Source organism: Pseudoalteromonas sp. SM9913, from assembly GCF_000184065.1.
GTDB classification, from domain to species: Bacteria; Pseudomonadota; Gammaproteobacteria; order Enterobacterales; family Alteromonadaceae; genus Pseudoalteromonas; species Pseudoalteromonas tetraodonis.
In genome coordinates this window covers 1,793,609-1,806,839 of record NC_014803.1, presented here as the reverse complement: position 1 = coordinate 1,806,839, position 13,231 = coordinate 1,793,609, and the positions used below count along the sequence as shown (strand labels likewise).

Genomic DNA, 13,231 nt, shown 5'->3' with positions numbered 1-13,231 from the left:
GCTGATAACGCAGCATAAATGCAGAACATGCACTGCCCAACGAGTTCGGCCTAAATTGAACAAAGGTTAGTCGACAAAGGCCAATAAACTGATTAAATCAGCACTGAATTTTTGTGCTTAAGGCGCTGTTAACTCCAAAAGGAGTATTATGAGGTTTATATTAGTTGGCTTCGCTTTTTTTGTCAGGCTTTGTGTTTGCCAGTGCTAAAACCCCGAGGTTACATCAATAAAATTACTAACCACTACACACTTTAAATATATTACACAGAAAATAACGAGTTAGTTGAAGCCGAAGTATGGCGAAAATCAAATAGAATAAAATACGAGGAGATTTATGCAGTACATTTCACATCAAGATCAGCAATTAACGTTTGAACAAACCGACAAGCCGAAGATTAGCAGTAATGAAGTATTGGTAAAAGTAGCAGCGATTGGCGTTAACCGCGCCGATTGTATGCAGCGCCAAGGTAAGTATCCTGCTCCTGAAGGGGATAGCCCTATTCTAGGACTCGAATGTGCAGGTACCGTGTGTGAGCTTGGCAGTGAGGTAGACCTTAAATGGCAAGATAAGCGTATTTTTACTCTATGTGCCGGTGGTGCGTACAGTGAATATGTCGCGGTAGATGCGCAGCAATTAATGGAATTGCCAGATAATATTTCTATGGCACAAGGTGCTGCTATTAGTGAAGTGTATTTAACTGCCTTTGGCGCACTCTTTGAGTTAGGAAAACTACAATCAGGGCAAACGGCGCTTATTCATGCCGGTGCCAGTGGCGTAGGCGGAGCGGCTATTCAAATGGCAAAAAGTGCCGGTGCACAGGTGGTAATAACAGCAGGGTCTGATGAAAAATGTGAACACGCTAAAAGCTTGGGTGCTGACCATGTGATTAATTATAAAACCACTGATTTTGTTGAATATATGAAGGCACATAACTTAAGTGCAAACGCCATAGTCGATCCGGTTTCTGGCCGCTATTTGAATAAAAATGCCAAAGTGGCCGCAATGGATTGTCAGATTGTGATGCTCGCATTTTTAGATAGTCGCTTTGCCGAAGTCGATTTTGCACGCTTATTACAAAAACGTATTTCGTTTCATGCCTCCACATTACGTAATCGCAGTATTGCGTTTAAACGTGCGTTAAGAGATGCATTTGTAGCGCGCTTTTATGATGATATTGCCAATCAGAAATATGACTTTAATATTTATAAAACCATGCCATGGCAACAAGCTAGTGAGGCACATGCCATTTTAGAGGGTAATGAAAACTCAGGTAAAGTTGTATTGTTGGTAGAGTGAAACAAGTAATGCCACAGGGGTTAATATTGTTAATCCCTGTATGAGGCCATATACTTTAAAAAACTATTTCGATTTTAAGGTTAATAATGAATCCAATTATTGCAATATTAAAAGAGCACAATGTCAGCGATGAAAAAGTAGCGGCATTATTTGAAGCATTTACCCAAAACCCAATGATGGCTATGGCATTAGTACAAGAGCTGGGCATACCACCTGAAAAACTTCAGCAATTGATGGCGGTAGTAATGACCCAACCTCATTTAATTAAAGAAGCAACGGATGAGTTAGGTTTAGATTTTGCAAAAGTACAAGAAGCGAAAGACAAGTTAAACCAGCAGTAAACTATCTTTAGAGACATGTTTTATGCATGTCTCTATCTCTAAACATGTTTTGTTACACACTCATTTGAACGGCTCTGCATTTATACAGTCAAATAAATACTTAACCTATAGCAGAGACAAAACATGAAGCGACTTTATAAATTTTGGAAAAATAACCGTTCTTAAGGGCCTGTTAACCTTTCAAGGTTGAATTTGCAGTAGTCTGTTTGGTATTTAAGCAAGGCAGAGCCTATGTGGTGTGGTTATTCCCCATAAATAGGCGATAACGTAGCATCAATGCCAAACAGGTATTGCCCAAAGGGTTCTTCCAAGGGGCGATTAACTCTTTGTTACTCGGTTTTTACTTAGCCCACTAGGTTACAAACCTCGCGCCGCGATTAAATCGCCCCTTGTTTGAACAAATTCCAATCCGCAAAGGTCAACAGGCCCTATTGTTTTTATTATTTTAATGAGTGTGTTTCGTAGTGCCGTCGCCGATTGGTACGAAGTACCAACAGGTTCAATGAAACCGACTATTGAAGAAGGCGACCGAATCCTTACCGATAAAATGGCGTATGATTTACGTATACCATTTACGCATGTATCCCTGTTAAGACTGGCAGAACCACAAACCGGCGATATTATTGTATTTGATTCTAAAGTGGCGGATAACCGTTTAATAAAACGCGTTATTGGCACACCAGGTGATATAGTTTCATTGCAAAATAACGAATTGACCATTAATGGCGAGAAAGTAAGTTATAGCACTTTAAACGAGAGTATTCGGTGGCTAGATAAAACTGAGCACTTAAAGGGGCATGCTCATACCATACGGCTTACCAAATCGGCAGCAAGCTTAGTGCAGTTTCCGGCAACACCAATAGCAGCAGATCATTATCTGGTTATGGGTGATAACCGCGATAACAGTGCGGACTCACGGGTTATTGGATTAATTCCACGTGATGAGTTGCTTGGTCGGGCAAAGCGAGTGATTGTCTCGCTTGATTATGATGATTACTACTTGCCAAGAAGTGACCGATTTTTGAAGCGTTTAGAATAAAAAACTAACTATTATAATGGCTAAGCAAGATTGGTTAGCCATTGCTGTTTTTGCAGGTAGGATTATTTAAGGCATTAATCAATATCAATCGAGTAAGCTTCTAATAGCTTGTTAAGCTTAACTTGCTCTGAAGCATCAAACTCTATACCAACGCTAAGGCGGTTGCCTTTCATTTGGTTATTCCTAATGTAAGACGTAATAATAACAGGCTCGTTGTCTAATGGAGAAAGTATATGCACAAAAACTTGACGTTTTTTTAGTGCAACAAATCCAGAGCTTACGTGAATAGCAAAGCGACAACCACTCGGAGAAATATCAATAATTAAACCGTGCAATAAGCTTTTATTATCAGCATCAATATCGCCTTTATGTAAACTAATTTTAGCCGGAATGTGTGTAGGCAACCTGCTAGTTTCACGTAATTGGCGGCTTTCAATTTTTTTAGGGTAAGCTAAATAAATTAATCGTTCAGGGCGAAATGAAATCGCTAATATGCTGGTTGAAAAAGCAACACATTCGCCCCGTTCGTCTTCAATGATATACCGTACAATAGCCCCATTACCTTCAACTAAAATGTCGCTGTAATCATTTTTACCTGCTTGAGCAGGGTATTTTAATATTAAATATTTACCGGTGTCGTAGCCGATTAAAGTGAGTTTAAAGCGAACCTGAATGGGATTGTTAAATTGTATATCAATTAGCTTTCCCGGGAGTAAATCGAGGAAAAACTTCTTTTGATCTTCAGTTGGTTTATCTTCAACAGTAGTATTATTTTTATTTGTTTCCACAAACACTTTCTCAATATTAACAGACGCTTAATTATCTTTTAATATAGTGTAAAAATCACTAGTATAAAAGAGGGCATTTAGTAAAAGAAAATAATACTTTGTGCTTGTAATAGTGAGCGGAGTTAGTATTTTACTCCGCTGTGGAGATTAGATTGTTACTCTTTTGGCAACAAAACAGTATCAATGACATGAATCACGCCGTTGCTGGCTTTTACATCTGCCATTACTACGTTTGCATTGTTGATCATGACAGAGCCATCATTGGTGGTTACATTCACAGACTGGCCTTGCACGGTCGTTGCACTGTCTAATTTTACAACGTCTGCAGCCATTACTTTACCTGATACCACATGGTAGGTAAGAATTGCAGTTAACTTGTCTTTATTTTCGCTCTTAAGAAGGTTTTCAACGGTACCTGCTGGTAGTTTAGCAAATGCCTCATCAGTTGGCGCAAATACAGTAAAAGGACCATCTCCTTTTAACGTATCAACAAGGCCTGCTGCTTTGACGGCAGCAACGAGTGTTGAAAACGATCCATTGGCAGCAGCTACATCAACGATATCTTTTTTCATACCATGGTGATCGGCATGAGCTGCTGTAGATAGGGTTAAACTTGCTAATACAAAAGTCAGAACAGACGCTATTTTCTTAAACATGTTACTTTCCTTTAAATTGATTAGATATCGGTTAAATATTACGCAGGCTTGCTAACTTACGATCATTTTAAAAAAGGGTGAGTCATTGCCTTATCACAATAAAGGTATTTAATAAAAAGCAAAGCCAGCGATTAACCCTCCTAGTGAAAGCTTTTATGAGTAAACACGGTCTGTTTATTTTCAATTTTTTATATCCAGTTCAGCGATATAACGACATTAATTAACAATAGGAAATAAACCATGAAAAAACGGGCTATTTTTACAGCGCTCATTGCATCACTTTCTTCATTAGCGTCTGTTGCTGGACAAACTGAAATGCAGATAAATACTTATAATCAACAGCTTGAAAATGTGGCTATGGTGGCACAATTAACGGGTGAAATGGCACAGCGTATAGTCAATGCAGCGTCTGTAGCGGCACTCAAGGACAATTTAGCTGTATCAATAACCGTTGTGGATGCATCTGGACAAACGCTGGCGGTACTTCGCGATCATCGTGCCGGTGTTCATACTATTCGTGCCAGTTATAAAAAAGCATATACCGCCAATTCGCAAAAGCGAGAAACCGCAGTTATAGCAAAAGGCATAAAAGAGGGCACTATTCCAGCAGACCTTCGTTATTTAGATGAAAACATTTTAATATTGGATGGCGGGGTGCCTATTTATATAAACGATACTGTGGTGGGGGCTGTGGGAGTTGGCGGTGCTCATGGCAGTGAGGATGTACGTGTTGCAAAAGCAGGGATCAAAGCGTTATGGTTAGCGCAGTAGAAAAACAGATCACGTTACTAAATATCCCCAAAAGTGATAGTAAAGGAGTTTACAGATTATGAACGAGACTGATTTAGCGCACTTAAAACGCACCGTAGTACTAGCTAAAGAGGCGTTAGAAGCAGGAGATGAACCGTTTGGCTCTGTGCTTGTTGATGCTGAAGGAAATGTATGTATGGAAGATCGTAACCGTGTTGCCGGTGGCGATCATACACGTCATCCTGAGTTTGAAATTGCTCGTTGGGCAGCCAACAATATGACCCCTGAGCAACGCGCTGGGGCTACTGTGTATACCTCCGGGGAACATTGCCCTATGTGCGCCGCAGCACACGCATGGGTAGGTTTAGGTCGAATTATGTATGTCAGTTCATCTGCGCAATTAACTAGCTGGCATAGCGAGCTCAAAATGACTAAGTCGCCCGTTAACCCGTTACCTATTGAAGCGGTTGCTCCTAATGTCGCTGTTTATGGGCCCGTACCAGCACTTGTTGAGCAAGTTCACGCCCTACATCGTCAATTCCACCAAGCAGATTAACAGCGCAGCAGCGCATGGTATTTAGACTAAAGCGACTACCTGTTATAGTTAACGGTAGTCACTTTTATTAAACGCAGCACAAGGGATTATTATGATCGTTAACCTGTTCGATAAGTTAATATTTGCTTGCGCTTTTATTGTTTCATTGCAACTACCGCAGCTGAGTGATCATTACCAACAACATTTAGCGGGCTTATACCATGCAACAAAATGGCAAGTCGACGGCTATGCAAAAACGGCCAAGCAATATAACTTTTCTAGCACGCAAGCGATGATAAACCGCCACTTAGCTAACGCTGAACCTAGCGTTAGAGCCGATGCAAATCAAAAACAGCAAACATTACTGCAATTTGCCGATTTAAAAAAAGGGATGGCTATTTTTGAACAAGGTAATTTAGTGCAAAAAATGCTGTATATGTTCTCCCCTGAGCGCGTTGACAGATTACAAAGTACACTTGATAACTTTAAGTTAGGTATTCCTTTAACCACGAGTGCAGTGTTGTTTGCATTGGTATTAGCTATTTTATTAAATCAATTACTTATGCTGCCACATACTTTATATGTTAGGCGTAAAAAGCGTATTGCATCCGATGCGGTAAAATTTAATAGCTGATCGTCAATGTATTATCATTGGTGATTTTCACTGGCCTTTTTAACAACAAATGCGCCACGAATGTCACCCAGTTTAAAATCAGTTGCCTGATCATTAGGGTATAAAGTCGCTATTTTTTTAGAAACTGTGGGGTCAATCTGACTGCCATGACACGCTAAACACGCTTTTTGAGTAGGAATCGCTTTTACAAAATACCAGCCATCGGGTCTTTGCTCTTGATATTCTATGCTTGCTAACGGCTCGCCATTGAGCTTACGTTGTTCAAAGTTTAATAAAACATTTTTGAGCCATGCATCGGGTTGATTATCTGAGTTACGAGTTTTCAAAGCACTGCGACTAATTTGCCAAGGACTATTGCTGTGTTGTGAAGCGATAGCGGGTGCAGCTGTATTACATACACTTATTGCCGCTAGTGGGCCGCTTTGTTTCATAGTACTAACCAGTACCTGTTTTAAATCACTTGAAAATGCCTTAATGGTTTGTCGTGCCTCGTCGGTATTGCTAGCAAAAGCAGCGGATGAAATAAATAAACTGGAAAAAAGTAAAATAATGCGCATAATACACCTCCAAACATTAGAAGGTTCTAATATACAGGGTGTCAGGTGTTTTTCAAGTAAATCGTTTAGCGTTTAAGCAGTTTTTTACTTAAGGTACCGCGCCTAAAATCGATAAACAGTTTCAAGAGAAAAGATATGCACAATAAGCACGATGAGAATAAAATAATAAACCAACAAAATAACCATGATGCTGGTGGACTTAATGTACAAGATCCATTAGCCGCTATTAAAGCAATTCGACTCGAACAGTTAGCGCAATGTCTGCTTAAAACACAAAAAGAAATACAGCACATGCAAAACAAAAAATAGCCTTGGGCGATAAAAACTTGCTAAGTTAACGTTATTGATTTTAAAGGCTGGATAGTGCAATTAATCCGTTATCTATAAAACATCCGCATCAAATTATTACTTTTATAGCTTGGCTGTGCGCTTTAGCTGTGATGTTAATAGGGCTACTTGCGCCTGAAAATAAACGTGTTTTAATGCTATTGACACTGAGTTCGCTCTGCTTACTTGTGTTTAATAGTGTAACGATGTCAGCTTGGGTATTTAAACGTTTTAAAGACCAACAATTACGCTTTATTGCTCTTTTAGGCAGTGGCGCTTTTATGTTGTGTATCGCGGGTGATGTGGTTAATTTTAATTTACCCCAACACTATTATCGCTATAGTACCTTGATAAAACATGATTACTTAGTGGATTCAATCTTATTTTTTGCACCTGGTTACAGCCTTTTATTTATAGCCTGTGTGTTAGCTTTTAATATAAAACGCCGGGTGTCGCTTATAAAAAGTGCACTTTTTTTTGTTGTTGTGTTGGTGCTAAGTAGTGCGTCGTTCTCTTCTATGTATCTTGAGGGGGCAGGAGATACTATTTTAGCTATGACAGGGGTTTATAGCTTAGTGATAACGGCTGTTGGACTTATGGGTCTGGTATTAGTTGTTGGCTATGGTGGGATTAACGCACCCAAATCAATAGTGTGGGTGAGCTTAGGGCTTTTCCTTGCTGCATTGGCTGATGCCATTATTGGTGCTTTTTGGATTTATGGTAATCAGGGGCAAGGCTTTTACCCTCAAGTGCGCTATATAAACTGGTTTGTGTATATTAGCTCGCAAAGCTTGGTGATTCACTTAGCAAAAGTTGTTGCAGTAATACCAAATCGCAATAATGCTTAATTATTTTTCAGGGAGCAAACCAGAGAATAGCGGCGTTAAAAATCCTCATTAGAATAGCTAAATAACAGGTGAAAAAAAAGCCGCTAAATATTAGCGGCTTTAAGCGATAATAATTACATTACGCGCATACCCGGCTCAGAGCCGTCGTCTGGGTTAAGAATGTAAATTTCTTTACCACCAGGGCCTGCCGCAAGTACCATGCCTTCAGACATTCCAAAACGCATTTTACGTGGTTTAAGGTTAGCAACCATTACCGTTAATTTACCTTCAATGTCTTCTGGTGCGTAAGCCGATTTAATTCCAGCAAACACTTGGCGAGTTTCACCGCCTAAATCAAGGGTTAATTTAAGCAGCTTGTCAGCGCCTTCTACGTGCTCTGCTTTGGCAATTTTAGCAACACGCAGGTCTACCTTTGCAAAGTCATCAAACTCAATCTCTTCGCTAATAGGCTCTTTTGCAAGTGGGCTATTAGGATCGATTTTATCTTTTTCAGCAACTAAGCTTTCTTTTGATTCTTCAACCATTTTATTCACTTTATCCATTTCTACACGTTGCATTAACGGCTTAAATTTATTGATAGGGTGGTTTACTAACGCTGTTTGCGCACCCTGCCAAGATAATTCATCATTTAAAAAGGCTTCAACATTACTTGCCATGCCAGGTAGCACTGGTTTTAAGTAAGTGATCAACACGCGAAATAGGTTAAGTCCTAGTGAACAAACCTGATGCGCTTCTTCTTGCTTTGACTCATCTTTAATAAGCACCCAAGGCGCGGCATTATCAATAAACTGGTTTGCTTTATCAGCAAGTGCCATGATTTCACGAATTGCACGGCTGTATTCACGATTCTCGTAATATTCGGTGATTGTCGCTGATGCGTTCTGGAATTCTGCAAGCAATTGAGGTTGCATAACTGTATTGCTCAGCTTACCGTCGAACTTTTTAGTAATAAAACCAGCACAACGACTGGCAATATTCACTACTTTACCCACTAAGTCTGAGTTTACACGTTGTGCAAAATCTTCAAGGTTTAAATCTAAATCGGTAATGCCACTATTAAGTTTAGCTGCGTAGTAGTAACGTAAAAATTCTGGGTCTAGGTTATCTAAATAAGTACGCGCTTTAATAAACGTGCCTTTTGATTTAGACATTTTTGCGCCATTGACCGTAACAAAACCATGGGCGAATACATTAGTTGGCTTTCTAAATTGAGCGCCTTCTAACATAGCAGGCCAAAATAGGCTGTGGAAATAGATGATGTCTTTACCAATAAAGTGATAAAGCTCAGCGTCTGAACCTTCTTGCCAAAATGCATCAAAGTCGATGCCCTGTTTATCACATAAGTTTTTAAAGCTCGCCATATAACCAATAGGCGCATCTAGCCATACGTAAAAGTATTTACCCGGTGCGTTTGGAATTTCAAAACCAAAATAAGGTGCATCACGGCTGATGTCCCATTGCTGGAGACCATCGGCAAACCACTCATCTAACTTGTTGGCCATTTCTTGTTGAATTGTGCCTGAATGTAGCCACTCTTTAAGCATGTCTTCAAAGGCGGGTAAATCAAAAAAGTAATGCTCAGAATCTTTTAAGATAGGCTCAGCACCCGACATAACAGAGCGTGGGTTGATTAGCTCGGTTGGGCTGTAGGTTGCGCCACAGGCATCACAGCTATCCCCGTTCTGATCTTCTGATTTACATGTAGGACACGTGCCAGTAACAAAGCGATCTGGCAGAAAAATGCCTTTTTCTGGATCGAATAACTGTGAAATAGTGTGCTTTTTGATATGACCGGCATCGTTAAGGCGGTTATAAATAAGCTCACTAAATTCTTTATTCTCTTGGCTATGGGTACTGTGGTAATTATCAAATTTGATATTAAAATCAGCAAAGTCGCGTTGGCGCTCGATACTAACGTTTTTTACCATTTCCTCAGGCGTGATCCCTTGCTTTTGCGCATTAAGCATAATAGGTGTGCCATGAGCATCATCGGCGCATACATAGTATGCTTCGTGGCCTTGTAGTTTTTGAAAACGCGACCAAATATCAGTTTGAATATACTCTAATAAATGCCCTAAATGGGTAGGGCCATTGGCATAAGGTAATGCGCTAGTAATCAGGATCTTTCGCTGTGCCATAATCATTCCGAATTAAGCGTTCCTAGTCAGGAACAGATGAAAATTATTACATTATCGATAAGCAAAGTGATAACAGAGCACACTGCTTATCGATATTTACTAATTGACTGGTGTTAATGCCCTGAATGTTACATAATTCCGTGGCACTTTTCATCAAAGAAACGCTATTTTATTGCTATGTTTGGACTGTCGAAACTATTCTCTGCAAAATCGGTGCAAAAACAACCGATTATTTCTGCTCTAGCGGCCTATCGCAGTGCCGCTTTCGCTGTGGGTATTGAGCAAGATTTCATTGCTGATATCACTCAAAACACCGATAAATCAATTACGGTTAAACTCATTCTCCCTTTTGCGGCGCAATCTGAAATGCCGCACGTGGCTCAATTTTTGACTGAGCGTTTAAAGGTTGATGTAAACGTAACGGCTAATGTTCACCTCAAAGAAGCTGCGAAGTTTAAAGCCATTAAACATATTGTTTTAGTCGCCTCAGGCAAAGGCGGGGTAGGCAAATCTACTACGGCTGTAAATCTTGCGGGCTCGCTTAAAAATGAAGGCGCAAAAGTAGGCATATTGGATGCCGACATTTATGGTCCGTCAATTCCTATGTTGTTAGGATTAGTTGGCAGTGAGCCGGTTACAAAAGACAATAAACAATTACAACCGTTTGATGCCAATGGTATTAAAGCGCAATCTATCGGTTTTTTAGTCCCCAGCGATGATGCCACCGTATGGCGCGGCCCAATGGCCTCAGGCGCGCTTAGTCAGCTTTTAAATGAAACCGATTGGGGTGAACTTGATTATTTAATTGTAGATATGCCGCCAGGTACCGGTGATATTCAATTAACCATGAGCCAAAAAGTGCCAGCCAGTGGCACCGTGATTGTCACGACGCCACAAGACTTAGCGCTTGCTGATGCGCAAAAGGGTATTGCTATGTTTAATAAAGTAAATGTGCCAGTGCTCGGTTTGATTGAAAATATGAGCCATTACATTTGTGGGCATTGCGGCGAGGCCAACCATGTATTTGGTAAAGACGGTGCACAAAAATTAGCCCTTAAGCATGGTGTGCCTGTGCTTTCGCATATTCCGCTTGCGATTGATATCAGAGAATCCTCTGAGCAAGGTAAGTTGATTGCCGATGATACAGATGCGGTTATTAGCAAAACTTACAGCGCGGCCGCACGATTGATTGCCAGCACGCTTTACTATCAACAACATCACAACGCGATTGACGTTGTGATTACGGAAGATTAAAAATGAGACTTTCAGATACACATATTAAAGAATACTTAAACGATGGGCGCATTGTTATCGAGCCCGCGCCAACGAGTGAAATGATTTCAGGGGTTACCGCTGATCTTCGCTTAGGTAATAAGTTTAGAACATTTCATGCCCATAATGCCGCTTATGTTGATTTAAGTGGTCCAAAAGATCAGCTTAATAAAGCGTTAGAATCAATCATGAGCGACGAAATTGTATTAGCTGAAGGCGAAGCGTTTTTTCTACATCCTGGCGAGCTTGCGTTGGCAATAACCTATGAAAAAGTAACCCTACCTGCAGACATTGTTGGTTGGTTAGACGGGCGTTCATCGCTGGCACGTTTAGGTTTAATGGTGCATGTTACAGCACACAGAATCGATCCTGGTTGGAGTGGTAATATTGTTTTAGAGTTTTATAACTCGGGTAAGCTGCCGCTTGCGCTCAGACCTATGATGAAAATTGGCGCAATGAGTTTTGAAACACTTACCGGTCCGTGTGAAAGCCCTTATAACACCCGCATTGATGCAAAATATAAAGATCAGAATAGTGCGGTAGCAAGCCGTATCAGTGACGATAAATAACTAAGCTAAACAATAGCTTATTTTTCTAGTTGATGAAGCGCATAACCTAATAGTTGAAAATAATGGTTAAGCGCTTCATTGGCGTGTAACGTGTGATTTAGCTCAGGATAAATTAAGTTATTATTACTCAAACCGCCGACTAAAAAACTGTTTTTGATTGTTTGATGCTCGTTGATACAGGCTTCAAAACACCGAGCAGCAAGCTCCTCTGGCATACTCATATACTGCTGATTATGCGCTTTATCAAACGCAATGCATTTATTTACAAATTCATTGGCATGTTCACCGCTTTGCTCTAAAAACACCTGTTTATAAAATTGATTAAGTGCATCATTAAGTGGATGGCTTAAGTCGGGAGAGTGTGATAACCATAACTTAGAAGCGAAACCAAAGCGGGTTTTTGATTTAAACAAATGCTCACTAATATGATGATCAAAAGCATGAAACCATTCATGGGCTAAAGCGCCACCGCCTGCATTTTTAGCCAGTGCTAAGGTTTGGTCATACGCATTATAATGTGCTTGCACGCCTTTTTGTCCACCGTGACCAAAAGCGAAATTAAGTTTGCCACGCAGGCCAATGGCTGTGGGTGGTAAATGCAAAATCTGCGCTAAATCAGCCAGCGCATCATAAATTAAGTTGGCACTAATAAAGCGCTCTTCTTTAGTAACCCATTTACCAACCACCATAGAACGAAAACCAAAAGTGGTTCTTATATCATTAAAATCGACTTGATCGTCAAAACGATAGTCGGGGCCTTGGCGAGAAAATCCGCGTTTTAATCGAGATGTGGTATTACGCATCGGTTATTTTATTTCAGCTCATACATTACAAGTAACGTGCTTTTACGTGAGCGGGCATGTGTTGGGTTTGTTTTTTTATTAATTCCTCTAATAAACCATACAAGGGCGCAGGGTTTAGTGCTTCTATGAGCCATAAACTATGTGCTACTGCTTCTAGTGTCGATAAACTATCTGCTCTAGGGGCTTTACGAATAGCATAACGGTTGGTGGGAATATGGTTAAAGCTTACCGTTTTAAACTGTTGTAATAACGGGGTTAATTGCAAAATTTTAAAGGCTTTATTCCATGTACCATCAATCACAATTAAATGCGTAATCTCTTGTAGATTTTCTTTACTATTCGGTCGGTCTAATTTTACGGCGCTCTCGCTTGGGTAGAGTAATACGCTCGATTCTATAGGCAGGTTTTGTAAACAGGCGAAGTCCTGATTATTTTCGCCTCTAATCATTTTACAGTGGGTTAAACCCAAAGCTAATAGCTGCGCCGTATTTTTGCTAACTTTTGCTTCACTGGGGTGCTGCAAAATAATAACCTGTGTTTGGTTATTAACACGGGTAATTGCGCTGCAAATACAAGTGCTTAGCGAAAAGTTACACTGTTTACAAAGAGGACGTGCCATTGAATACACTATTTCGTTGGTACATTTGCCGTAATTATACATTTTTGCACTAATAAAG

Annotated in this window: 16 protein-coding genes; 10 read left to right on the top strand and 6 right to left on the bottom strand. The window is 40.2% G+C overall.

Going from position 1 to position 13,231, the window contains the following annotated elements; translation table 11 throughout:
• The first annotated feature begins 334 nt into the window (after positions 1-334).
• From PSM_RS08255 to lepB, 3 genes are all read left to right on the top strand, one after another.
• A complete protein-coding gene (locus PSM_RS08255) occupies positions 335-1,297 on the top strand; it encodes a zinc-binding dehydrogenase (RefSeq protein ID WP_013465064.1) in 963 nt (320 codons plus the stop codon).
• A gap of 86 nt (positions 1,298-1,383) precedes the next feature.
• A complete protein-coding gene (locus tag PSM_RS08250; protein ID WP_008113615.1) occupies positions 1,384-1,638 on the top strand; it encodes a DUF2999 family protein in 255 nt (84 codons plus the stop codon).
• Positions 1,639-2,086: 448 nt separating this feature from the next.
• Positions 2,087-2,677: a signal peptidase I gene (lepB, locus tag PSM_RS08245; RefSeq protein WP_013465063.1), complete on the top strand. Its 591-nt coding sequence runs from the start codon at positions 2,087-2,089 to the stop codon at positions 2,675-2,677.
• Positions 2,678-2,751: 74 nt separating this feature from the next.
• Here the strand turns inward: lepB and PSM_RS08240 are convergent, their stop codons facing one another.
• Both PSM_RS08240 and PSM_RS08235 read right to left on the bottom strand, forming a co-directional pair.
• Positions 2,752-3,465, bottom strand: coding sequence for a flagellar brake domain-containing protein (locus PSM_RS08240; protein ID WP_013465062.1), 714 nt, complete (start codon positions 3,463-3,465; stop codon positions 2,752-2,754).
• 155 nt (positions 3,466-3,620) lie between these two features.
• Positions 3,621-4,121: a fasciclin domain-containing protein gene (locus PSM_RS08235; RefSeq protein WP_013465061.1), complete on the bottom strand. Its 501-nt coding sequence runs from the start codon at positions 4,119-4,121 to the stop codon at positions 3,621-3,623.
• Positions 4,122-4,361: 240 nt separating this feature from the next.
• Between PSM_RS08235 and PSM_RS08230 the strand changes: the two genes are divergently transcribed.
• The 3 genes from PSM_RS08230 (at position 4,362) to PSM_RS08220 (ending at position 6,040) form a co-directional block, all read left to right on the top strand.
• Complete coding sequence (locus PSM_RS08230) at positions 4,362-4,892, top strand: GlcG/HbpS family heme-binding protein (RefSeq protein WP_013465060.1); 531 nt, start codon at positions 4,362-4,364, stop codon at positions 4,890-4,892.
• A gap of 58 nt (positions 4,893-4,950) precedes the next feature.
• Positions 4,951-5,427 carry a nucleoside deaminase gene (locus tag PSM_RS08225; RefSeq protein WP_013465059.1) on the top strand — a complete coding sequence of 159 codons (477 nt, stop codon included), beginning with the start codon at positions 4,951-4,953 and terminating at the stop codon, positions 5,425-5,427.
• A 91-nt stretch (positions 5,428-5,518) separates the two neighbouring features.
• On the top strand, positions 5,519-6,040 hold the full coding sequence (locus PSM_RS08220) for a DUF2937 family protein (protein ID WP_013465058.1): 522 nt from the start codon (positions 5,519-5,521) through the stop codon (positions 6,038-6,040).
• 14 nt (positions 6,041-6,054) lie between these two features.
• Here PSM_RS08220 and PSM_RS08215 read toward each other — a convergent pair whose 3' ends face one another.
• Complete coding sequence (locus PSM_RS08215; protein ID WP_013465057.1) at positions 6,055-6,597, bottom strand: Tll0287-like domain-containing protein; 543 nt, start codon at positions 6,595-6,597, stop codon at positions 6,055-6,057.
• Positions 6,598-6,732: 135 nt separating this feature from the next.
• Here PSM_RS08215 and PSM_RS18600 point away from each other — a divergent pair, with 135 nt between their 5' ends.
• Entirely contained in the window at positions 6,733-6,906 is a 174-nt protein-coding gene (locus tag PSM_RS18600) for a hypothetical protein (RefSeq protein ID WP_013465056.1), read from the top strand.
• A gap of 224 nt (positions 6,907-7,130) precedes the next feature.
• The gene (locus PSM_RS08210) at positions 7,131-7,772 is read left to right on the top strand and encodes a hypothetical protein (RefSeq protein ID WP_236613508.1); all 642 of its coding nucleotides are present in this window, start codon (positions 7,131-7,133) and stop codon (positions 7,770-7,772) included.
• A 113-nt stretch (positions 7,773-7,885) separates the two neighbouring features.
• Here PSM_RS08210 and metG read toward each other — a convergent pair whose 3' ends face one another.
• Positions 7,886-9,910, bottom strand: coding sequence for a methionine--tRNA ligase (gene metG / locus PSM_RS08205; protein ID WP_013465054.1), 2,025 nt, complete (start codon positions 9,908-9,910; stop codon positions 7,886-7,888).
• A gap of 177 nt (positions 9,911-10,087) precedes the next feature.
• Here metG and apbC point away from each other — a divergent pair, with 177 nt between their 5' ends.
• Together apbC and dcd are read left to right on the top strand one after the other, a co-directional pair.
• Positions 10,088-11,164, top strand: a complete 1,077-nt coding sequence (apbC, locus tag PSM_RS08200; RefSeq protein ID WP_013465053.1) for an iron-sulfur cluster carrier protein ApbC — start codon at positions 10,088-10,090, stop codon at positions 11,162-11,164.
• 2 nt (positions 11,165-11,166) lie between these two features.
• Positions 11,167-11,751, top strand: coding sequence for a dCTP deaminase (dcd, locus tag PSM_RS08195; RefSeq protein ID WP_013465052.1), 585 nt, complete (start codon positions 11,167-11,169; stop codon positions 11,749-11,751).
• A 17-nt stretch (positions 11,752-11,768) separates the two neighbouring features.
• On the opposite strand, the gene PSM_RS08190 is transcribed toward dcd, so the two are convergent.
• Entirely contained in the window at positions 11,769-12,554 is a 786-nt protein-coding gene (locus PSM_RS08190) for a CLCA_X family protein (protein WP_013465051.1), read from the bottom strand.
• Between the two features lie 25 nt (positions 12,555-12,579).
• Positions 12,580-13,173 carry a tRNA-uridine aminocarboxypropyltransferase gene (locus PSM_RS08185; protein ID WP_041695864.1) on the bottom strand — a complete coding sequence of 198 codons (594 nt, stop codon included), beginning with the start codon at positions 13,171-13,173 and terminating at the stop codon, positions 12,580-12,582.
• Between the last annotated feature and the right edge of the window lie 58 nt (positions 13,174-13,231).